The organism is Rhodococcus sp. NPDC003348, from assembly GCF_053589375.1.
Genome location: NZ_JBSFRT010000015.1, coordinates 16,803 through 36,286, shown reverse-complemented (window position 1 = coordinate 36,286; position 19,484 = coordinate 16,803). Strand labels below are relative to the sequence as shown.

The following is a 19,484-nucleotide window of genomic DNA, read 5'->3' as shown; positions in this document are numbered from 1 at the left end:
CTGGTAGGGGCTCCGCTGCGCGGCCGGGCCGTTGCACTCACCCCAGCGCCGCCGGGTGGAAGTACAGCGCGGAGTCGGTCTCCTCGATCCGCACGTCCACGGTGTCCCCGACATGCAGATGATCGTCGACGTTGATCCGGGTGCTGGACCCGAGCGCCGCCCGCACCGAGCGCGCCGGAATCAGACCCTGCCGCCCGTCCGGCGCGATCGCGAGCGCGTACCGCCGGCCGGTCCGGGTGACCCGCGCGTACACCGTCGACGCGTCGGGCCCGGGACCGATGTCGTTCTCGGGCGCGGTCTGCCGGTCGAGTTCCGCCGCCAGCAGGTCCGCCATCGTGTCGACGTTGTCGAGCAGTTCGGCCATCCGCCGCGCCACGTCGCGGTGGAACTCGTTCGGCTTGAGGGCCTTGCCCGGCTTGTACATGTCCTCGTGGGTCAGCTCACCCCACGCGTCCTGCAGCCGCGTCTTGACCTGCACCTCGACCTTGACGGGCAGATCGCCCTCGTGGGTGGCGACGTTGACGAGCAGCACCGCGTGGAAGGCGCGATACCCGCTGTCCTTGGGGTCGGCCACGTAGTCGGTGGGCGGATGCGCGAACCGCACCGAACACGTCGGAGACACGCACGCCCGCTGCAGTTTCTCCGTGAACGCCGTCAGGTCCCTCGGGGTCTTGCAGAGCACCTTGACGCCAAGCAGATCGTGGATCGCCTCGGCGACCCCCTCCGGCGTGGTGGGTCGGGTGATCTGCCCCGACGCCACCTTGCGGAGAATCTTGTCGACCGTGCGCGCCCGATCCTTGATGCGCGCCGACTCGGCATTCAACCGGTCCCGATCCTGACCCTCGAGAACCGAATCGGCCAAGGTGTCGAGGAACGTCTGCGTCGTCACCAGCGCCGCCGCCCACGCGCGTTCGCGCTGGTCGTACAGCCTGTCGACCAGCGTCTCGACGGCGTCCGCCCTCTTCGATCTCCGCATGACCACTCGAATACGACCCGATCGCGCCCGCGGCTCAGCTCGGGTCGTCGAACAGCGTCTGCTCGCCGGGATCGGTGAACAACTCCAGCTGGCGCCGCGGCGCCGACGACGGGGGCGGCAGCAACTCGCCGCGTTCCACCTCGACGACGTCGGGATCGTCGTCGGCCAACCCGTCGAGATGCCCACCGAACCGGGACGCGAAACGCGGATCGATGGTCCGCACGAACGCGAACAACTGCTGCAGCGTGTCGACCAGGTGCTGCGGCACGTACGGGTTGGCGAGCACCGCCGCCCACACGTCCACCCGGTCCGCGACCAGGGTGAACTTCAGGTGCGGCCAGCGCCGGTTCAGGTCGCTGAGCAGTTCACTGGCCCGCGTCCGGTCGCTGATGTCGCGCAGCAGCGGCATCCGCACCTGCACCTCGCCGCCGTCGAGATGCGGACCGACGAACCCGACCAGCGGCCCGATCGCCAGCATGAAGTCGTCGTCCTCGTCGCCGGTGTCGTCCACGCCGCTCGGCTCGTCGAACAGCTCCGACAGGGTCGACGCCACCAGGTCGTGCAGGTGCGCGTCGTCGCGGGGCGTCACCGCCCGCTGCAGGTCCAGGCTGTACCCGTCGTCGCCCTCGTCTTCCGTCGGCGCCAGGGTGTCGTGCGTGCTCGCCTCCGACGCGTCGATCCGCAGGAACGTCGGGTGCGGCACCGACCACACCTCGCGGAACGCCGCGACCGCCATCGCCGCCAGCTGATCCGCCCAGTTCGAGGGCTTGTCGACGAAGAACGCGGGAGACCCGGCGTCGGGTTCGTCGTCCGGGGTTCGGGTGGGACGCTGCCAGCCGAGCTCGACCAGCCGGGCCTCGTCCTCCTCCGACAGCTGGTACCGCGGATCGAGGTAGTCGTTCGACGGCACCTCGCAGCGGATCTGCCCGTCACCCCAGGCCAGGAACTGCACACACGGCACGAACCCGTCGACGCTGGACTCCTCGCCCAACTCCAGCGCCAGCAGGTCGTCCTCCCGCATCGCCGCGATCACGTCCGCTAGCCGCTGTTGGTGCTCGGACCAGGCACGATCCACGCCGGCGTCGAAGTCCTCGAAGTCGGACATACTCCCCCCAATCCGTCGTGTCGCCTGTCGACTCCACGCTAGCGCGCAGAAGGCCCACAAGCTGGGAGCCGGACGGGGTGTTCGAGCGAAGATTCGTCGGAGGTGGAACCGACGGCGGAGCCGGTGCGTCCAAACCAGGGTGAGCCGGGCGACAGTAGGGGGTGGCATGCGCGTCGGCGTTGCAGTGGGGATGGCGTGCGCGGCGCTGGTCGTCGCAGGTTGTGGGTCCGGATCGGTGTCGGGACAGGCCGGGGCCGAAGGGGCGGCGGCAGGGGAGCCGGCCTTCAGCCCGTGCGACGACATTCCGGACGAGGCGCTGCGCGGTGTTGGCGTTGACCCGGCCACCGAGTCGCCGGAGATTCTCGGGGTGAAGCAACCCGGCTTCAAGATTTGCAGCTGGGACGGGCCCGGCTATTTCGTTGGAGTCTTCGGTACCACGAAGACGATGGATGACATTCGCGCGAACACACGCAACGAAGAGTTCGTGCAGGTGACCGTCGGTGAGCGCTCTGCGCTGTCATACCGAGAGGTCGCCGACAGGGACCGCAGGCAATGCGACGTCGCGGTCGACGCTAGCGGCGGGGTCGCGTTGGTGACGATCATGTTCGCCGGCGTGGACCCGATTGTCGAGGACCCGTGTGCGATCGCAGTCCGAACCGCCAATCAACTCGATTCGTACATACCGGAGTAGGCAAAACATGATCGAGCTTGGTGAAGAGTCGTGGGGCGAGCTGGCGACTGCCGTCGAATCGGGAGTGCTTTACCTCAAGCCGGGTGCAGCGGCACGATGCGCGCAGCACTGCCGTGAGTTCGAGGCGGTTTTGAAAGACATACAGAAGTCGGTCCGGTACATGAGCAAGGTCAGCGGGATGGGGACATTCCCATCCGGCATCGCGCTGGCGGAGAAATTCGGGCTCAAGGCGTCGGGTGGGGCGTATTCGATGGATCAGGCGCTGGCCGATCACATTGCGGAGGTGCAGCGGATGCAGCAGGTGTTCGAGAAGATCGAGGCGATGTATGGCGCCGCGGAAGAGTCTGCGGTGCAGGGGATCGTGAGTGCGGGTGCCGGGTTCTGATGAGCAGGACTGGGGTGCGGTTCGCGGCGACGCTGGCAGGCGTGGTTGCTGTGGTGTCCGTCGTGGGATGTGGTTCGGAGTCGGTGGCGGGGCAGGCGGGTGCCGAGGGGGCGGTGGTGGGGGAGCCGGTGTTCAGTCCGTGTGACGACATTCCGGATGATGCGCTGCGGCAGATCGGGGTTGATCCGGCGACCGAGGATCGGGACATCCTCGGGGTAAAGCAGCCGCGATGGAACATCTGCGGGTGGCAGGGAGACAGATACTCACTGAGCGTGTTCGCGACCACCTACGCAGTCGACGATTTTCGAGCGAATGAGCGCTACGAAGAGTTCGTGGATGTGGACGTGAACGGACGGGGAGGTGTGGGTTTTCGTGAGGTGGCAGATGAGAAACGGGAAGGATGCGACGTCGCGGTTCCGTCTGCGGCGGGAGCGGTTCTGGTTTCGATTGGATTCCATGTATTGACGCCCGCTCGTGATGCACAGGAGTCCTGTGAGGTTGCGGAACGGGCGATGCGCACTATCAGTTCGGTGATTCCGGAATGACCTTTGGTGGGAGTGGAAATGCCTGAGTACCCCGAGATGAGTTGGGCAGAACTCGGCAACCGTGTCGATGCAGGGGATCTCTACCTCGAGGCGGGTACTGCCGGACGTTGTGCGATGCGTTGCGCCGAGTTTGTGGCCGACCTTGAAGTGCTGAGGGCCAAGACTCGCCAACTCGCGACAGTGGAGGGCATGGGGACGTTCCCGTCCGGCATCGCGTTGGCGGCGAAGTTCGGGCTCAAGGCGTCGGGTGGGGCGTATTCGATGGATCAGGCGCTGGCCGATCACATTGTGGAAGTGCAGCGGATGCAGCAGGTGTTCGAGAAGATCGAGGCGATGTACGGCGCCGCGGAAGACTCTGCGGTGCAGGGGATCACGAGTGTGGGTTCCGGCTTGGACTGGCCGAGATGACTGAACTGCCGAGATGACTGAACTGCCGGGATGGCTGAACTGCCGGGATGGCTGAACTGCCGGGATGGCTGAACTGCCGAGATGGCTGAACTGCCGGGGTGACTGAACGGTCGGGATGGCTGAACTTTCGAGATGACATGGGGGGATCGGGATGGGCATCAGCCTTGACGAGGTCGCGGAGAAGTTGGGGAGCATCGCCGACGGGCTCGGGGACGCGGCACTGAATGTCGGCAACTCGGTGATCGAACTATCCACCGGGTTCGACCTCGCCGAGCGCAGCCGGGTGGGTGATGCGCAGGCGTTGGGCAACGAGCAGCGTGAGGGTATCTACGGCGAGCAGGCCGATCTGCGGAGCAGGTTCGCCGGCGGTTGGGACGCTCAGCAGTTCGTCGAGGAGAGTTTCGACTCGATGTCCCACGAGCAGATCATGGCGTCGGTGGACCGGATGGATCCCGCAGCCGTCAGCGCGAGCGCGCAGGGGTGGACCGCGATCGGGTCCGCGCTCGCCGAAGGCCTCGACGGATTCAAGTCCGCGATACTCAATGAGATCGGGGCCGGCTGGGAAGGCGTCGCCGCGGCCAGCGCGGCCAAGGCGACCGATGCCTACGTGAAGGCGTCCGACCAGCTGGCGGCCGCCGGGAGCCTCGTCGGTTCCAAGGTGGCCGAGGCGGCGACGGGGATCACGCAGGTGAAGGCGACGGTGCCGCCGCCCGAGCACACGTCGCTGGCGGAGAAGGTGTTCAACTTCGTCAGCCCCGAAGCCGCCATGATCAAGGGTCTCCTGCACGAGCGCAACGAGGCCCGCGAACAGGCCGTGCAGATCATGAAGACCGTCTACAGCCCCGTCATGCGGCAGGCGGACACCCAGGTGCCGACGCTGCCATCACCGACGAGCGTCACCGACGGGGCCGCCACCGGCAACCCCGGCGGGGACGTCACCGACACGACAGGTTCCGCCGGTTACGGCAATACCGGCTATGGCACTCCCGGTGCAGCCGACGCCGGGGAAACGTTCGCACCCGCCGGAGGTACGACGCCCGGCACTGGCGCTGAGACCGCGGATGCCGCCGCATCCGATCCGTACGCCGAATCCGCCTCGAATCCCGGCAACGCCGACTCCTTCGCAGGCGTTCAAGATGCGGATTCTGCTTTCGCACAAACGGATCCGTCGTCGGTGTGGACGCGGCCCGCAGGGGCCGGTGTGGACGGTGCGGTGCCCGGATCCGGTGGGTACGGCGCCGGAACGGGAACACCAGGGGCCGCTGGGGCGGGATCGGGCGGCGCCCACGCAGGTGTCGGGTCGGGCGGCGTCGGTGGGGGAGGCGTCGGCTCCGGTGGGGCCGGTTCGGGGGCGGGTGGTGGATCGTTCGGTGGCGGCACCGGCATGGTCGGCGTCCCCGGAGGAGCCGCCGCGGCGGGAAGCGCCGCCGCCCCGGCCGCCGCCGCGGGCGCGGCGGGCCGGCCCGGGATGCCGGGCGCGGGCATGATGCCCGCCGGCGCGCGAGGTCGCGGTGACGACGACACCGAACACGCCACTCCCGGCTACCTGGTCAACGTCGACAACGGCAACGACCTGGTCCGCAACCTGCCGCTGGTCGCGCCGCCCGTGCTCGGGGCCTGACAGTTACCGCTGCGCCGGGGGCGCCGGCACGTCCGCCAGGATGGCGCCGGGGTTGAGGATCCCGTCCGGATCGAGCGCGGTCTTGATCCGGCGGGTCAACTCCATCACGTCCGGGCCGAGCTGATTCGGCAGCCAGTCCCGCTTGAGCCGGCCGACGCCGTGTTCGCCGGTGATGGTGCCGCCCAACCCGATCGCCAGGTCCATGACCGCACCGAACGCGCGGTGCGCCCGTTGCGTCTCGTCGGCGTCGTCCTTGTCGAAGACGATCAGCGGATGGGTGTTGCCGTCGCCGGCGTGCGCGACCACGCAGATGCGCACCCCGCAGTCGGCGGCGATCTGCTCGACCCCGGAGATCAGCGTCGGCAGCGCCTGCATCGGCACCCCGACGTCCTCGAGCAACAGCGTCCCCAATGCCTGCACCGCGGGGAACACCGCCCGCCGCGCCGCGGTGAACGCCTCGCCCTCGGCGGGGTCGTCGGTGGCGAACACCTCGGTGGCGCCGCAGGATTCGCACGCCGCGACCATCGCCGCGATCTCCTGCTCCGCCGCCGCGCCGGGCGCGTCGGACTGCGCCAGCAGCAGCGCGCGGGCGTCCCGGTCCAAACCCATGCGCAGCGAGTCCTCGACCGCGTTGATCGACGCCTGGTCCATGAACTCGAGCATCGCCGGCCGCATCGTCCGGGTGATCGCCAGCACCGCCTCCGCGGCCGCGTCGACCGTGGTGAACGACGCGACCATCGTCGAGGCGGGCGGCTGCGCGGGAATCAGTTTCAGGGTGATCTCCGTGATCACGCCGAGCGTGCCCTCGCTACCCACGAACAGCTTCGTCAGCGACAGACCCGCGACATCCTTCAGGCGCGGACCGCCGAGCCGGACCGCGGTGCCGTCCGCCAGCACCACCTGTAATCCGAGGACGTAGTCGGTGGTGACGCCGTACTTGACGCAGCACAGGCCGCCCGCGTTGGTGGCGGCATTGCCGCCGATCGAACAGATCTCGAACGACGACGGATCCGGCGGATACCAGAGCCCGTGCTCGGCGACGGCTTTCTTCACCTCAGCGTTCAACAGTCCTGGCTGCACGACCGCGGTCCGCGTCACCGGATCGACGTCGATCGCGCGCATCTTCTCGGTGGACAGCACGATCCCGCCGTCCACCGCCGACGAGCCGCCCGACAGCCCGGACCCCGCGCCGCGCGGCACCACCGGAACCCGGTGTGCGCTCGCCCAGCGCAACACCGCCTGCACGTCTTCGGTGCGGGTCGCGCGGACCACGGCGAGCGGGGTGCCCGCGTTGGGGTCGGCGGCCCAGTCGTGGCGGTACCCGGCGACGATGTCGGGGTCGGTGAGCAGGGCGCCGTCGGGCAGTTCGGCGGCGAGCGCGGTGAGATCGGCGGTCATGCCCCCATCATTCGCCCGTCGGCGCCACGCGACCACGAGGCGCGCGACGTACGGTGCACCAATGCGAACAGTGGGGGTCGATCTCGCGGCCGAGCCGGGCAAGACGGCGGTCGCGACGGTGGACTGGCGCGCTGGCTCGGCCCGTCTGGTCGACTTGAGGCTCGGCGCCGCCGACGCCGACATCGTCGCGGCCGCGGCGGGTGCGGAGCGCATCGGCATCGACGCCCCGTTCGGATGGCCGGACGCCTTCGTCGATTTCATCGCCGCACACCATCGGCGCGATCACGTCCGAAACCTGGGCCTCGACACCAGGCCGGGGCGGCTACCGCTGGTGCGCCGCCACACGGATCGGGTGGTGCACGCCGCGACGGGTCTGGTCCCGCTGAGCGTCTCGGCGGACCTGATCGCGCACGTGGCGATGCGCTGCGCCGGACTGCTCGCCGACCTCGGGGACGCGGGTCACGACGTCGGTCGCGTCGACGGAACGGTGGTCGAGGTGTACCCCGCGGCGGCCCTGAAGCGCTGGGGCCTGCCGTTTCGCGGATACAAGGGAATGGTGAACGCGCCAGGGCTGGCCACGCTGGTGCGGAGATTCGAGGAGGATGTGCCGGGGTTCGACCTCGGCGTGCATCGCGGGCTTTGCGTCGTGTCGGACGACGCGTTCGATGCCGTCATCGCGGCCGTGATCGCGCGGGCCGCGGCACTCGGGCTGACCGCACGACCCGACCCGGCGGAGCGGGACGTCGCCGAGCGTGAGGGGTGGATCCACTTCCCGACAGGGGATCTCGGCGACCTCGTGTCGGGCTGATGCGATTCGAACCGCGCGCTGCCTCTGGCGTGGACATCTGAGACGAGTGCCTGGACTGACAACCTACCGACTGCGTTCACCGTGATCGGGGTGATGGTCGGCCTCGGAGCGTACGGCCGGGGCGTGGACAAGCACATCAGTCAGAGTGGCCTCTTCGACCCCGGCTCGAACTCGGTGCGGCCGCCGAACTTTCTGACGGCGCCTTCGGCCCCGACACCACCACCGACGTGGTGCTCCCTCTGACTGGCGGAGACGGTGCGGATCGCCCGAGAGTCTGGATTCATCCGGGGATCTCCTCGAGTCGTGCCGTCGAGTATCGAGCCGAGTGCCGGAAATCCGTCCTGCAGGAGGATGGTTGAGACGGACGGATCTCGCTATAGGGTCCAGATGTCTTCTGGGCGCCGTCCGGGCCGGAACCCGAAGTGCTCCACCATCGTTGCAGCTTCGGGGAAGTTCTCGGCAAGAGCCTCCGGCACGTGCGCATCGCTACCGAAAGTGACCCCACGTCCGCCTTCCTCGGTCCACCACTGAGGTATCCACGGCCACAACCTGCGAGTATTCATCTCCAGAGCGCGCCCACTGTTGGCGAGTGATCGCATCGCCGCTCGAAATCCCTCCTCGAAGCGTCGGGGATCGAACGGGCCTTCCGTGACACTCGGCCACGCACGGACCGCGTAGTCGATGTGACAGAACACCTCGAACTGATCGGATCCAGCGACCATCCGGGGGATCTCCTCGAGGTACGCCCACATCACCTCGTCGGCAGGCCACATGCGGAAGAGGGTGTTGGGCTCGTAGCGGTCGTCACCGACCTTCAGGGTGTGAAGGGACCCGTTAATCCGATCGAGGGTTGACAGGTCGACCAGCATCGATGCCTGATGCCCGAACAGGTGGGGTTGGCCGAACTCGACTCCGGCGAGGATTGTCAGGTCAGGGAACCGATGACGGCATCGATCGATGCTCGCGAGGTAGCCGGCCACTTCCAGCGGTGGTGGCCGCAGGTACCCGTCGGGATCGAGCATCGCTTGTTGGTGGGACATGAGGTCGTCGGGTGTGGTGCGCCACGCATCGTCGAAGTCGAGGTGTTCGGTGAAGACCACTGCTGGGAGGCCGATCGCGACGGCACGTTCACACATCAGCTCCATCCGGCCGGCGGCGAACGAAGTCGGGCCGCCGGTGTCCCAGGACCATTCGCTGTGGACGTGGCTGTCTGCAGGCAGGGGCATGGCTCGATGCTTGCATGTGTGAACTCGTTCGCGGATCTCCCGGAGTCCTTGGCCGGTTCATCTTCATGGATAGACGCTTGCCGCGACATACAGGGCGTGTCCTGTTTGAGGGATCATTGAGTTGGACGGGTCGCGGTCGAGGACAGAGGTTCAGGCTGGCAGGGGTCTTCAAGAAATGTGAGAGCGTCAGGGTCGGTATTGCCGGGGCTTCCAGGTGGGCGCTCACTCAGGCACGGCCGGTGGTCCCGCCACCTTCGCGCCGTCGATTCTTGCCAGGACTGATGTACAGCCGAACGGTGTCATACACCACGACATAGGGCACATTGTCGTCGTTATCCGGATCGCCGGAATCCGAAGGATCCGGCAGTTCCGCCATCTCCTCGATGACGATCTGTGCGCGCGCCCCACCGGGATCAAACATTTCCTGAAACGGCCCGACGAACGACCCTCCGAGCCCACGGTGCTTCGCCCGGAGAGCTGCCCACCCGAACACCATCAGCGGTCCGACCGTAACGAGCAGAAGTGCCAGGTCCCCACCCATGTCCGCGAGCATACCGATGAGTTTGTCCACTCCGACTGAAGGAGAAGGTCGACGTTCGGCGACCAGCGAGACCGGATGTTCACTCGGGCTTGTCCTGTTTGACGATCTCAAGATCTCACGACGTCCGATTTCTGTCCCACCTTCAGGCGCTGGCGGCGCGCGCCGCTGACGGATCGGCGACTGCGGTGAGGGTGGGTGGCCACCCGGTGTAGATGGTGCGAGCGGTGGGTGGGCCACGACTCACCCTGAGATCCCAATTCTCCGAAACTTGTCGGCGGCTGGTAGTAGAATTCGAACAAACATTCGAGGTAGGGGTGACTGAGGATGCGACGGGGGTGACGGGGATGGGTCATGCGGCAGCGGCGGGAATGACGCTGGTGGACGAGCACCTGACCGCCCTGGATGCTGCCGTCGATGCCCTGCTTTCGGATCGGCTCGGCGGGCTGTCGAACGATGACGTGGTGGAGGTGTTGCAGCGCCTCGAGTGCTCGATGCGGAAGCTGGTGGCGGTCGACCAGCAAGTGGTCGTCGAATCCGTGGAGCGGTCGTTGCACGGGGTGTTCGATCTGAAGTCGCCAGTCGAGTTCCTGGTGAAGACGGTGCGGATCTCGGAGGCGCAGGCACAGTCACGGTTGCGGTCGGCGAAGCGGACCGGCACGTGGCACGACTTTCGTGGTGAGGATCTGCCCGCGGACCATCCCCACACGGCGAAAGCCTTGCGGGAGGGCGCGATCGGGCTCAAGCATGTGGAGGCGGTGCGAGAGATCATGCGGCAGATTCCCGCCCACGTCGACAACGCTCAGCGGGAGACGGCGGAGTCGATCCTGGCGCTGTTGGCGCGGCATGCCGATCCGAAGTACGTGATCAACGCCGGACTGGATCTGTTGGCGTATCTGAACCCGGACGGTGATTTCTCCGAGTCGGATCGGCGGCGGCAGCGCGGGCTGCGGATCGGCAGGCAGCGGGCTGATCTCATGACTCCGGTGGCCGGCCTGCTGGATCCGGAGGCGCGAGCGCTGTTGGAGCCGTTGTTGGCGAAGATGGCGCGGCCGGGGATGAACAACCCGGATGATCCGGAATCGCCGTCGGGGGACTGCGAATCCGCTGCCGTCGATCGAGACGCGTTGGCGAAGGCCGCGGCCCGGGACACTCGTACGACGGCGCAGCGTAACCATGATGCGCTCAAGGTCGGGCTGCGGTACCTGTTGGGCTCTGGGGTCCTGGGTTCGCATCGGGGCTTGCCGGTGACGGCGATTATCACCATGACTCTGTCCCAGTTGGAGGATGCCTCGGGTGTGGTGACGACGGCATCTGGTGGGATCGTTCCGATCGCGGACGCGCTGCGTCTGGCCGAGCGGGCCCATCCGATACTCGTCGTGTTCGACCACAACGGCAGGCCCTTGAATCTCGGTCGAACGAAACGCCTCGCCTCTCCGGACCAACGCCTCGCGCTCATTGCGGCATCGAAGGGCTGCACCAGACCCGGGTGTGAAGCGCCGGCGTCGATGACCGCGGTCCATCACATTCGTGAGTGGGACAAGGGTGGCCGCACCGACATCGCCGGCCTGGATCTGGCGTGCGACAGTTGTCACGCCCTGATCCACGACGGGCCCGGCGGCTGGAAAACCACGGTCGTCCCTGATGGTTCGGCGCATGCCGGTCGAACGGAGTGGACGCCGCCGGCGCACATCGACTCCACCCGCACGCCGCGGATCAATCATCGCCATCACCTGGACGAGTTGTTCGGGATCCTGCATGGCACGATCCGTGCCCGCGACGAACGAGAACTGCATGAATGGCGGACGAAGTGGGATCCCACCTTCGATGGCAGCCGTAACCGCAAGGGAGCGAACGCGAGCCACGGCAGAGCGCGTGGAACGCGAGAGCCGGGCGACGGCGGCCCGTGACACCGCAGTGTGTCATTCGCAGCAAATGCTGGTCACCACCCTGCCGGGTCCCTGCGTGCCCGCTCGCTGAAACGTGCACATATCGATAGCCGTGCCTGGCTGTTGCGGGTCATGACGTTGTAACTGAACGCGCAACCGTGCGCCCATCAGGTAGACTCCTGCCCCATGCAGGGCCGCCGCATCTCCACGACGACGCCGGACACTTCCGGCGCCTTCGCGATGGACTGACCTCCCTCAGACATCTCAAGCCCCGGAACAGTTTCCGGGGCTTCGTCCTTTCCCCGCCTGTTCCGGTACAAACCAACAGGAGCAGACACCTATGGTCGCCGACCACCGAGATCTCAATCTCGACATGGACATATTCGCCACCAATCCGCTTGCCGGTTCCGGTCTTCCGATGTGGCTCCCCGCCGGGGCCGTAATTCGGGAGGAGTTGCAGAAGCTGGCCAAGGAACTCGCATCAGCCGATGGCTGCCTCGGTGTGTTCTCGCCGGTGCTCGGGAAGCGGGCACTGTACGAGCGTTCCGGTCATCTGAGCAAGTTCAGCCAGGACATGTTCCCCGCCATGCGCATGGGCGACGACGAGTTGATGCTGCGGCCAGCGAACTGTCCTCATCACGCGTTGATCTACGCATCGACTCAACGCTCATATCGTGAACTGCCTCTCAGATTCAACGAACTCGCCTCCATGTTCCGGGCCGAACGTTCCGGTGTTGTCTCTGGTTTGAGTCGCGTCCGGCAGATCAACCTCGACGACACTCACGTCTTCTGCAGACCGGACCAGGTCCTGCACGAAGCTGAACTTGGGCTGCGTGCAGCACTGCGTGCTCAGGAAATCTTGGGGCTTCCCGTCGATTACGTCCGACTGTCGACGAGAGACAACTCCTCGACATGGCTCGGCACCGTCGCACAGTGGGAGCACGCCCAGGAGAACCTTCGCACCGCCGGGCAGTCCGTCCTCGCCGAGCGCGGACTGAAATTGGTCGAAGCCCCGGGTGAAGCCGCGTTCTACGGCCCCAAGTTCGATCTGCAAGTTCAGGACGGACGCGGCCGCGAGGAAACCATTGCCACCGTGCAACTCGACTTCAATCAGCCCCAACGATTCGGTCTCACTTATGTCGGCGCAGATGGCGGCGAACACCGCCCCGTCATGATCCATCGAGGGACGGTGGGGTCGATGGAGCGCGTCACTGCAGCACTACTCGAACGCTATGCAGGTCGCCTCCCGTTCTGGCTCTCTCCGATCCACATCACAGTCCTGCCCGTAAGTCCCGACCAGGACGGAGCAGCGCGCACACTCGCCGAAAGGGCTCGCCACCTAGGACTTCGCAGCCGAGTCGACCACGACGGGTCATTGGGAGCGCGCGTTCGAAACGCTCGCAAGACGCGAGACCACCTCATCGCGGCCATCGGTCCGACCGAAATCGCACGGAACAGTGTTCAGATCACCGACATCGCCAGCGGCATCCGCACCGAGGTCACGCCGGAACGTCTTCTCGAGCTGATGGATGACGCCTACCGCAACCGCCGAACAGCCCTCGACTGGTCCCTTTGAAATGTCGCGTACTCGCTCGGCGGTGTGCCGAGCGAGTACGCCGAGAAGAACCCCACACGCTCGCGTGCATCCACCGGCATCATCGAAGACGCCCGGAACCCTCGAATCCAGCACCTCCGGCCAGGGTCGCATGGCGTTCGATCGCGAGACGGCAGCTCACTGCCGCCGGGGACCGGCCGTCAACGACCCGACCGGTGTCACCAGCGTCATGGCCGCATGCACCCAGCTGAACGTTGCTGTCGTCGGACACGGGGTCGTCGCGACAGCTACCCGAGCCGCACTCGCCCGATTCATCCGAGACCGCAGGATCTTTCGCTAATTGAGGACCAATGCTTGCCGGTCTCTCGATGGGGTGGGTGTGGCCGTGACAGACTCACCCGAATGGATCTGTTTCCAGTGATCGAACCGTACGACTCGGGCCATCTCGCGGTATCTGACGGAAACACTGTGTACTGGGAGGCCATCGGTACCCCGACGGGCCTTCCTGTCGTGTATCTCCACGGAGGCCCGGGGTCGGGTTGCACCTTGGGCATGCGTCGGTACTTCGACCCGAGCGTATTCCGCGCTGTGTTGTTCGATCAGCGTGGTTGCGGGCGCAGCACGCCCCGCGCTGATGATCCGGCGACCGACCTTTCCGCAAATACGACCGACCACCTCATCGCCGACATCGAGCGCCTTCGCGAACACCTCGGAATCGAAAGATGGGTCGTGGCTGGTGTGTCCTGGGGCGTGTGTCTCGGCTTGGCCTACGCGCAAGCGCACCCCGACCGGGTTGTCGGGATGGCTTTGGGTGCAATCACATCCGGTCGCCGCATGGAAGTCGAGTGGATCACCCGCGACATGCGGCGCATATTTCCACGCGAGTGGGAGCGGTTCGTCGAACCGGTGCCGGAAGCGGAGCGCGACGGAAACCTGGCGTCGGCGTACGCACGCCTACTCGCACACCCCGATACCGCTGTCCGTGAGAACGCGGCACTACGTTGGTGCGAGTGGGAAGACACCCACGTCTCGCTCGTTCCCGGATGGGCGCCCTCCCGCAGATACCGGGACCCCACGTTCCGGATGGTGTTCGCGCGCCTGGTCACCCACTACTGGGGCAACGACCACTTCCTAGCCGAAAACCAACTGCTCGACGGCATGAATCGCCTCGCGGGAATCCCAGCGATTCTCGTTCACGGTCGATACGACATCTCCGGTCCGCTCGACACCGCGTGGGAACTCTCACGCCGGTGGGAAGGCAGCCGCCTCGTTGTCATCGAGGATGCGGGCCACGGCGGCGGCAGCTTCACCGGCCGGCTCGTCGAAGCGATCAACTCATTCGCCGAGACGGCCACGACACACCAAGCCGATCCAGATCGAGCCGAATGCGTGAGGGCGGACCCTCTGGGCTGACCGCCCACGACCGCCGTCAACCTGCTGGAGAATTCAGCCCATCGACGCAGCGGAACCCGAGGTCCGCAGTGTTGACCGGGCACGCACTGTCGGGAGCGCTGTCCCACATGCGCGGAGGAGATGGGGAGAGGCGGGGAAGCCTCCGACCGGGAGTTGTCGTCGAGTGGACGGCGCACGGATCGAGCGCGCCCGGCCGATGGATCCGTCGTGCGGGCCAGGGCCCACGTGCCACCGTCACGCCCGCTCGGCGACGAGGAAGGACGCGATGCGTCCGATCAGCTCGTACGGGATCGGCTTGTTCAGCGGGAACTTCGCGGTGCCCGGCCCGGACCGGTAGGGCGCGAGGTCCGCGGTGAACTGCTCGTCGCCCGCGGGCAGGGGATACACGCTGACGTGCTTCGCCCACCCGGCGAAATGCACGACATTCTTGCCGTCGAGCGTGAGGGTGGGAATCTGGTAGCTGATCTTCTCGCCTGTGCCGGGAATCGCGTCGTGAAGGGTGGTCCGCACCTTGTCCAGGACGGCGCGCGTCTCCCCGGAGAACGTTTCCAGATAGGCGTCCACGGACTCGAAATCGACTGCCATGATGATCCTTTCATCGACCGTCGACCGCGGTCACCTCGAGTTGGTCCACCCCGTGCTGCGCGCAGCCGGTGCCCGCGCGGGACACGAAGAGGGTTGCGGTGTCGTTCGGCGGGTACACCCGCAGACCCGCGACCGGTGTCGGGTTGCACTGCTCCGCCGGATAGTTCAGCACCTGGACCGCCCGGACCGTGGCAGTCGCGCGTCCGCCCGGTGCCAGGACGACCGGTTCGCCACTGCCGCCGGCCCGGGTCGCGGCAGCTCCGATCTCGACGCCGTCCGCACCGTCGACGTACGAGACCCCCGGGAACCCGTACAGGGTGCAGGTGCGGCTCCCGGTGTTGGTGAACACCAGCGGAATCGTCACCGATCCCGCCGAACCTTCCACCCGGCCCTCGTTCACCGACAGTTCCTGGGTGGTGCACCGGTCCTGGTCGGCCACCGCAGCCGCGGTGTCTCCGGATGTGGTGCCTCCGGACGCGGCGCCCCCGGTAGTCGGCCCTGCCGTCGTCGCGGCCGGCGGCGACACCGTGGTCGGCGAGTCGGGGGCACCGGGGGAACCGCACGCCGCGAGCATCGCCGCAGCGCCCACCGTCACCAGCACGTGCCACGTCCGGAGCGTTCGCGTCACTGCGGCCCCCGGTGCAGGCACGCCTCGAACAGTTCGCGCACCTCCTGCACGTGCTTGTCCAACGTCTCGACGGTCCAGTCGTCCGTCGGCACCGGTTCCAGCACATCGACGTGTACCGTGCCCGGGTGCGCGACAAGCGAATTGCGCCACATCAGCTCGCCGGTGTCGTGGATGACAATCGGGACGATCGGCACCTGACCCTGCAACGCCAGGTGGAACCCGCCCTTCTTGAACCGGCCGAGCTTCGGGGTCGGGGACCGGGTGCCCTCCGGTGCGATCGCCAGCGACGTCCCCGACTGCAGCTTCTCGACCGCCGGCGCCAGCGCGGCCTTCGCCTTCACGGTGTTCGACCGGTCGATGTACGCCACGTCCAGCAACGCACCGACCGGGACGAACCGGGGATCGTGCGAGGCCTCCTGCTTCGCGACCCCGGTCACGTCGCGGCGAATCACGTTGCCGAGCACTAGGACGTCGAGAGAACTCTGGTGATTGAACATGAACACCGCCGGTCGCTGGCGCCACGCGTTCTCCCGGCCCTGCACATCGACGGTGATCCCGCAGATCGCCAACGCGACGTCCGGACCCACCGAGCCCACCAGGTTCGCGGCCGTCTGCCGGTTCCGGGTGAGCAATCCCGCACCCACCCCGGCTGCCGCCGTGGTCATCAGCGCGCCGATCGCGGTCGCCGTCCGCGCGGTCGACAGCGGGGTGGCGCCCCGCTGCGGTTTCGGCAGGGTAACCACGGGCCATCCGCGTCTGCGCGCCTGCTTGGTCAGTTCGCCGTCCGGGTTCAGTGCCACCGGATACCCCACCGACTCGAGCATCGGAACGTCCTCGGCGCCATTGGAGTACGCGAACGCGTCGGCCAGATCCGCGCCACGCTCGGTCGCATACGCGGCGAGGGCTTTCGCCTTCTCTGCGCCCCACAGCGGCGGGGTCGCGAGCTTCCCGGTGAGCATGCCGTCGCGGACCTCCGGCTGTGTGCAGAGCACGTCGGTGATGTCGAGGTCGTCGGCGACGAACTGGGCCTGATAGGGCGTCGCGGATGTCGCCATCACCACCGTGTGCCCCGCCCGGCGGTGTGCGGCGAGGATGGCGCGTGCGTCGCGGTAGATCATGCCCGCGATCTCCTGGCGGAACAGGCGCAGACCCCACTCGCGCAGCTCGTCGTCCTGGCGCCCGGCGAGCGCCCGCACGGCGATGTCCATCAGCCCGCCGACATCGGCGCCGCGGAACTGGGTGTCTATCACCGCGCCGGTCGTCCTCAGCAGTTCGCCGACGCTGATGTCGAGGGTGCGCAACCGGTTCCGGTACACGACCGTCGCCGAGTACCCGGCGATCAGGGTGCCGTCGAGGTCGAACGCGGCGAGGGTGCCGGGTCCCGGCGGCGCCTCCGCGATGGACCGGTACAGCGCGTCGAGGGCGTTCACTGCTCTGGGCCCTTCTGTTCGATGACCGGTTCGGCGAGGCTGTCGAGGCGGTCGTGGGCAAGATCGCGGATGCGTCGCACCCGGCGGACCAGGACCCCGATCTCCGCGGCGAACCGTGCCCGGCGCTGCGCGACGTCGCCGTCGTCGGCCTCCACCAGACCGCGGTTGCGCGCCAGGGCCAGCGCGGTGCCGAACAGTTCACCCGAGATGGATTCACTGCTCGAGATCTGCTGTCGCAACCGGCGCTGCTTGGCGATCGCGAGACAGTCCGTCACGAACGACTTCTCGTTGAAGGTGGGTGAGACCGGGGCGAGAATCAACCGGTCGGCGACCACCTCGTAGGACTCAAGGAACGGCTGCAGCACTCGGTGCGCGAGGTATGGCCGCACCGCGCCGAGAATGGTTTCCACCTGGTGAGGGTCCTTCAGCAGGTCCTCCCATCCGGGGCAGATCAGTTGCAGCTCGTCCCGCAGCTGCTGCCGGAAGGTGTCCTTGTCCGAGAAGAAGAACTCGAACTTGAGCAGGTCCCGGATCCGCTGCGCCTCCGCCCATCCGTCCGCTACCGGGTCGGTGAACCGCTCCTCGACCGCCGCTTCGAGAACCAGTTCGGCGATCGCCCTCACGATCAGGAAATGAATGCTGTTGTTGCGGTAGAACGCCGCGACGAGATGCTGGTCGGAACCGAGGTAGTAGACGCGTTCGTCGCCCTTGTCGAAGCGGCGTAGCACTCCCGAGTCCAGATGCGTCTGCAGTGCCGTGCGGATCACCTGCGGGTTGGTCAGGTCGACGTCGCCTGCGGTCGGCAGCTTGCGCACCAGGATGTACTCGATCAGCGGGGTGAGGATGAACTCGAGCTCATTGACCGTGAGCGCGCGGTCCTCGATGCCGAGGAACGCGAGCATCACCAGCGACGACGCGGTGACCGGAGTGACCTCGTTGATCCGGTGGCACACCTCGAAGGCCGTCTTCTGGATAGCCAGGCGCTGGTCGGGATCCTGGGCGAGCGCCTGTGCCAGCGACAACGGCCGGCCGATCGTCACGTGCGCGACTCCACGCCGGTTGCCCTGCGCGCGCACGTATCCGACCAACCAGCGCAGTCCCTCCTTCTGCTTGACCTCGCCGTGCGCCTCGGCGGCCATCGCCTTCACCTCGTACAACTGGTCGTACGTGATCGACACCGGCACCAGGTACACGTCGGAGGCGACGGAGCTGTGGAACGCCTGCGCCAGGTACGTCAGCAGACCGAACCGCGGCGGCCGCAGCTTCCCTGTGCGGGTGCGGCCACCCTCGATGTACCACTCGAGGTTGAACCGCTTGGTCACCAGATAGCGCATGTACTCGCGCAACGTCCACTTGTAGATCTCGTCGTCGCCGAACTTGCGGCGGATGAACACGGTGCCGCTGCGCTTGCTGATCGGGCCGATCGGCCAGAAGTTGATGTTCAGGCCGCCCATCACGTGGTTGAGCGGAAGATCGTTGGCCAGCAACGCAGGCCGCAGCACCAGCGGGTCGAGATACGAGCGGTGGCTGGGCAGGAACACCAGCGAGTGCCTGCGGTTCAGTTCGCGCAACTCGTCGAACCGGGCGGCGTCGACGTCGAGCCGGTACGCGCGGGAGAAATAGCGCCCCAGGCGATCCCACACCGCGATCGCCCGTCGGCTCTGCGTGGCGACAAGTTCGTCCAGTGCCTCACGGGCCTGCTCGTCCACCTGGGTGACATCGGTACGCAGGTCCGAAGCCAGATTTCGGATGCCGTCGCGATAGCGCCGGCTGTCGGTGATCTCGTCGACGACGAACCGGGACACCTTGTACTGGTCGCCGAGCAGGGTGCGCTCCGCGCGTTCGAGGGCGAGGGCGGCCTGGCGGCGGATGAACTCCGGCAACGACCCGCCACCGCCCTCGGAGAGACGGCGTTCGAGGTCGCTGAGCGGCGCCGGTTCGCCCTCGATCACCCGGCAGCGGGACGGGTCCGTGCGTAGCACCCGACGTTGCGCACCCCGGCCGGGGTGCAGCGGATCCCGCGGCGACAGAGCCTCGCGCAGTCGTGTCGATCCCGGCTCGTGCGGGTCGCGGGGGAGCCACACCACCCGCACCGGCGTCAGCAGCGGGTCGTCCTCCCGCGTCGTCAGTTCGGCGAGGGTCTGATCGGTGATCGTCACCGCGCTCGCAGGCACGGAGGAGGTGCTCATCCGCTCACCGAGCCAGGTGTGCAGCACCCCCGACTCGGTCTCGGTCATCGCCTCGGTCAGGTACACCCGGGGCCGTGCCGTGTTCGCCGTCATC

18 protein-coding genes are annotated in these 19,484 nt (G+C 67.1%); 9 read left to right on the top strand and 9 right to left on the bottom strand.

The window, feature by feature from the left end:
- Positions 1–37: 37 nt before the first annotated feature.
- Positions 38–976: a GTP pyrophosphokinase gene (locus tag ACWDU4_RS12370; RefSeq protein ID WP_450114199.1), complete on the bottom strand. Its 939-nt coding sequence runs from the start codon at positions 974–976 to the stop codon at positions 38–40.
- Between the two features lie 34 nt (positions 977–1,010).
- A complete protein-coding gene (locus tag ACWDU4_RS12365; RefSeq protein ID WP_450114198.1) occupies positions 1,011–2,081 on the bottom strand; it encodes a TY-Chap domain-containing protein in 1,071 nt (356 codons plus the stop codon).
- Between the two features lie 166 nt (positions 2,082–2,247).
- Here ACWDU4_RS12365 and ACWDU4_RS12360 point away from each other — a divergent pair, with 166 nt between their 5' ends.
- The 5 genes from ACWDU4_RS12360 to ACWDU4_RS12340 all read left to right on the top strand — a co-directional run bounded on the left by ACWDU4_RS12360 (position 2,248) and on the right by ACWDU4_RS12340 (position 5,731).
- Entirely contained in the window at positions 2,248–2,772 is a 525-nt protein-coding gene (locus ACWDU4_RS12360; protein ID WP_450114197.1) for a DUF3558 domain-containing protein, read from the top strand.
- Positions 2,773–2,779: 7 nt separating this feature from the next.
- The gene (locus ACWDU4_RS12355; protein ID WP_450114196.1) at positions 2,780–3,157 is read left to right on the top strand and encodes a hypothetical protein; all 378 of its coding nucleotides are present in this window, start codon (positions 2,780–2,782) and stop codon (positions 3,155–3,157) included.
- Positions 3,157–3,702, top strand: coding sequence for a DUF3558 domain-containing protein (locus tag ACWDU4_RS12350; RefSeq protein ID WP_450114195.1), 546 nt, complete (start codon positions 3,157–3,159; stop codon positions 3,700–3,702). Before ACWDU4_RS12355 ends, ACWDU4_RS12350 begins: the two co-directional genes overlap by 1 nt.
- Before the next feature lie 18 nt (positions 3,703–3,720).
- A complete protein-coding gene (locus ACWDU4_RS12345) occupies positions 3,721–4,110 on the top strand; it encodes a hypothetical protein (protein WP_450114194.1) in 390 nt (129 codons plus the stop codon).
- Between the two features lie 151 nt (positions 4,111–4,261).
- Positions 4,262–5,731, top strand: a complete 1,470-nt coding sequence (locus ACWDU4_RS12340) for a hypothetical protein (protein WP_450114193.1) — start codon at positions 4,262–4,264, stop codon at positions 5,729–5,731.
- A 3-nt stretch (positions 5,732–5,734) separates the two neighbouring features.
- Here the strand turns inward: ACWDU4_RS12340 and ACWDU4_RS12335 are convergent, their stop codons facing one another.
- Positions 5,735–7,129: an FAD-binding oxidoreductase gene (locus ACWDU4_RS12335; protein ID WP_450114192.1), complete on the bottom strand. Its 1,395-nt coding sequence runs from the start codon at positions 7,127–7,129 to the stop codon at positions 5,735–5,737.
- 61 nt (positions 7,130–7,190) lie between these two features.
- On the opposite strand from ACWDU4_RS12335, the gene ACWDU4_RS12330 reads away from it, so the two are divergent.
- Positions 7,191–7,937: a DUF429 domain-containing protein gene (locus ACWDU4_RS12330; protein WP_450114191.1), complete on the top strand. Its 747-nt coding sequence runs from the start codon at positions 7,191–7,193 to the stop codon at positions 7,935–7,937.
- 374 nt (positions 7,938–8,311) lie between these two features.
- On the opposite strand, the gene ACWDU4_RS12325 is transcribed toward ACWDU4_RS12330, so the two are convergent.
- Both ACWDU4_RS12325 and ACWDU4_RS12320 read right to left on the bottom strand, forming a co-directional pair.
- A complete protein-coding gene (locus tag ACWDU4_RS12325; protein ID WP_450114190.1) occupies positions 8,312–9,163 on the bottom strand; it encodes a PHP domain-containing protein in 852 nt (283 codons plus the stop codon).
- Between the two features lie 226 nt (positions 9,164–9,389).
- Positions 9,390–9,704, bottom strand: a complete 315-nt coding sequence (locus ACWDU4_RS12320) for a hypothetical protein (RefSeq protein ID WP_450114189.1) — start codon at positions 9,702–9,704, stop codon at positions 9,390–9,392.
- 368 nt (positions 9,705–10,072) lie between these two features.
- Between ACWDU4_RS12320 and ACWDU4_RS12315 the strand changes: the two genes are divergently transcribed.
- The 3 genes from ACWDU4_RS12315 to pip all read left to right on the top strand — a co-directional run bounded on the left by ACWDU4_RS12315 (position 10,073) and on the right by pip (position 14,558).
- Entirely contained in the window at positions 10,073–11,611 is a 1,539-nt protein-coding gene (locus ACWDU4_RS12315) for a DUF222 domain-containing protein (protein ID WP_450114188.1), read from the top strand.
- Between the two features lie 319 nt (positions 11,612–11,930).
- A complete protein-coding gene (gene thrS, locus ACWDU4_RS12310) occupies positions 11,931–13,166 on the top strand; it encodes a threonine--tRNA ligase (protein ID WP_450114187.1) in 1,236 nt (411 codons plus the stop codon).
- 381 nt (positions 13,167–13,547) lie between these two features.
- Positions 13,548–14,558, top strand: a complete 1,011-nt coding sequence (pip, locus tag ACWDU4_RS12305; RefSeq protein WP_450114186.1) for a prolyl aminopeptidase — start codon at positions 13,548–13,550, stop codon at positions 14,556–14,558.
- Between the two features lie 234 nt (positions 14,559–14,792).
- On the opposite strand, the gene ACWDU4_RS12300 is transcribed toward pip, so the two are convergent.
- From ACWDU4_RS12300 to ACWDU4_RS12285, 4 genes are read right to left on the bottom strand one after another with little or no spacing between them, the layout of a single operon-like run.
- The gene (locus ACWDU4_RS12300) at positions 14,793–15,143 is read right to left on the bottom strand and encodes an iron chaperone (protein WP_450114185.1); all 351 of its coding nucleotides are present in this window, start codon (positions 15,141–15,143) and stop codon (positions 14,793–14,795) included.
- Between the two features lie 10 nt (positions 15,144–15,153).
- Positions 15,154–15,771: a DUF4232 domain-containing protein gene (locus tag ACWDU4_RS12295; RefSeq protein WP_450114184.1), complete on the bottom strand. Its 618-nt coding sequence runs from the start codon at positions 15,769–15,771 to the stop codon at positions 15,154–15,156.
- Complete coding sequence (locus ACWDU4_RS12290) at positions 15,768–17,201, bottom strand: HAD-IB family hydrolase (protein WP_450114183.1); 1,434 nt, start codon at positions 17,199–17,201, stop codon at positions 15,768–15,770. The genes ACWDU4_RS12295 and ACWDU4_RS12290 overlap by 4 nt, the downstream gene beginning before the upstream one ends.
- Positions 17,198–19,483, bottom strand: coding sequence for a glycerol-3-phosphate 1-O-acyltransferase (locus ACWDU4_RS12285; RefSeq protein ID WP_450114182.1), 2,286 nt, complete (start codon positions 19,481–19,483; stop codon positions 17,198–17,200). Before ACWDU4_RS12285 ends, ACWDU4_RS12290 begins: the two co-directional genes overlap by 4 nt.
- Position 19,484 lies beyond the last annotated feature (1 nt).

Excerpts from the sequence above, each read along its gene's own strand:
- ACWDU4_RS12370 (WP_450114199.1), bottom strand. The coding sequence starts at position 976 with ATGCGGAGATCGAAGAGGGCGGACGCCGTCGAGACGCTGGTCGACAGG.
- ACWDU4_RS12365 (WP_450114198.1), bottom strand. The coding sequence starts at position 2,081 with ATGTCCGACTTCGAGGACTTCGACGCCGGCGTGGATCGTGCCTGGTCC.
- ACWDU4_RS12360 (WP_450114197.1), top strand. The coding sequence starts at position 2,248 with ATGCGCGTCGGCGTTGCAGTGGGGATGGCGTGCGCGGCGCTGGTCGTC.
- ACWDU4_RS12355 (WP_450114196.1), top strand. The coding sequence starts at position 2,780 with ATGATCGAGCTTGGTGAAGAGTCGTGGGGCGAGCTGGCGACTGCCGTC.
- ACWDU4_RS12350 (WP_450114195.1), top strand. The coding sequence starts at position 3,157 with ATGAGCAGGACTGGGGTGCGGTTCGCGGCGACGCTGGCAGGCGTGGTT.
- ACWDU4_RS12345 (WP_450114194.1), top strand. The coding sequence starts at position 3,721 with ATGCCTGAGTACCCCGAGATGAGTTGGGCAGAACTCGGCAACCGTGTC.
- ACWDU4_RS12340 (WP_450114193.1), top strand. The coding sequence starts at position 4,262 with ATGGGCATCAGCCTTGACGAGGTCGCGGAGAAGTTGGGGAGCATCGCC.
- ACWDU4_RS12335 (WP_450114192.1), bottom strand. The coding sequence starts at position 7,129 with ATGACCGCCGATCTCACCGCGCTCGCCGCCGAACTGCCCGACGGCGCC.
- ACWDU4_RS12330 (WP_450114191.1), top strand. The coding sequence starts at position 7,191 with ATGCGAACAGTGGGGGTCGATCTCGCGGCCGAGCCGGGCAAGACGGCG.
- ACWDU4_RS12325 (WP_450114190.1), bottom strand. The coding sequence starts at position 9,163 with ATGCCCCTGCCTGCAGACAGCCACGTCCACAGCGAATGGTCCTGGGAC.
- ACWDU4_RS12320 (WP_450114189.1), bottom strand. The coding sequence starts at position 9,704 with ATGGGTGGGGACCTGGCACTTCTGCTCGTTACGGTCGGACCGCTGATG.
- ACWDU4_RS12315 (WP_450114188.1), top strand. The coding sequence starts at position 10,073 with ATGACGCTGGTGGACGAGCACCTGACCGCCCTGGATGCTGCCGTCGAT.
- thrS (WP_450114187.1), top strand. The coding sequence starts at position 11,931 with ATGGTCGCCGACCACCGAGATCTCAATCTCGACATGGACATATTCGCC.
- pip (WP_450114186.1), top strand. The coding sequence starts at position 13,548 with ATGGATCTGTTTCCAGTGATCGAACCGTACGACTCGGGCCATCTCGCG.
- ACWDU4_RS12300 (WP_450114185.1), bottom strand. The coding sequence starts at position 15,143 with ATGGCAGTCGATTTCGAGTCCGTGGACGCCTATCTGGAAACGTTCTCC.
- ACWDU4_RS12285 (WP_450114182.1), bottom strand. The coding sequence starts at position 19,483 with ATGACGGCGAACACGGCACGGCCCCGGGTGTACCTGACCGAGGCGATG.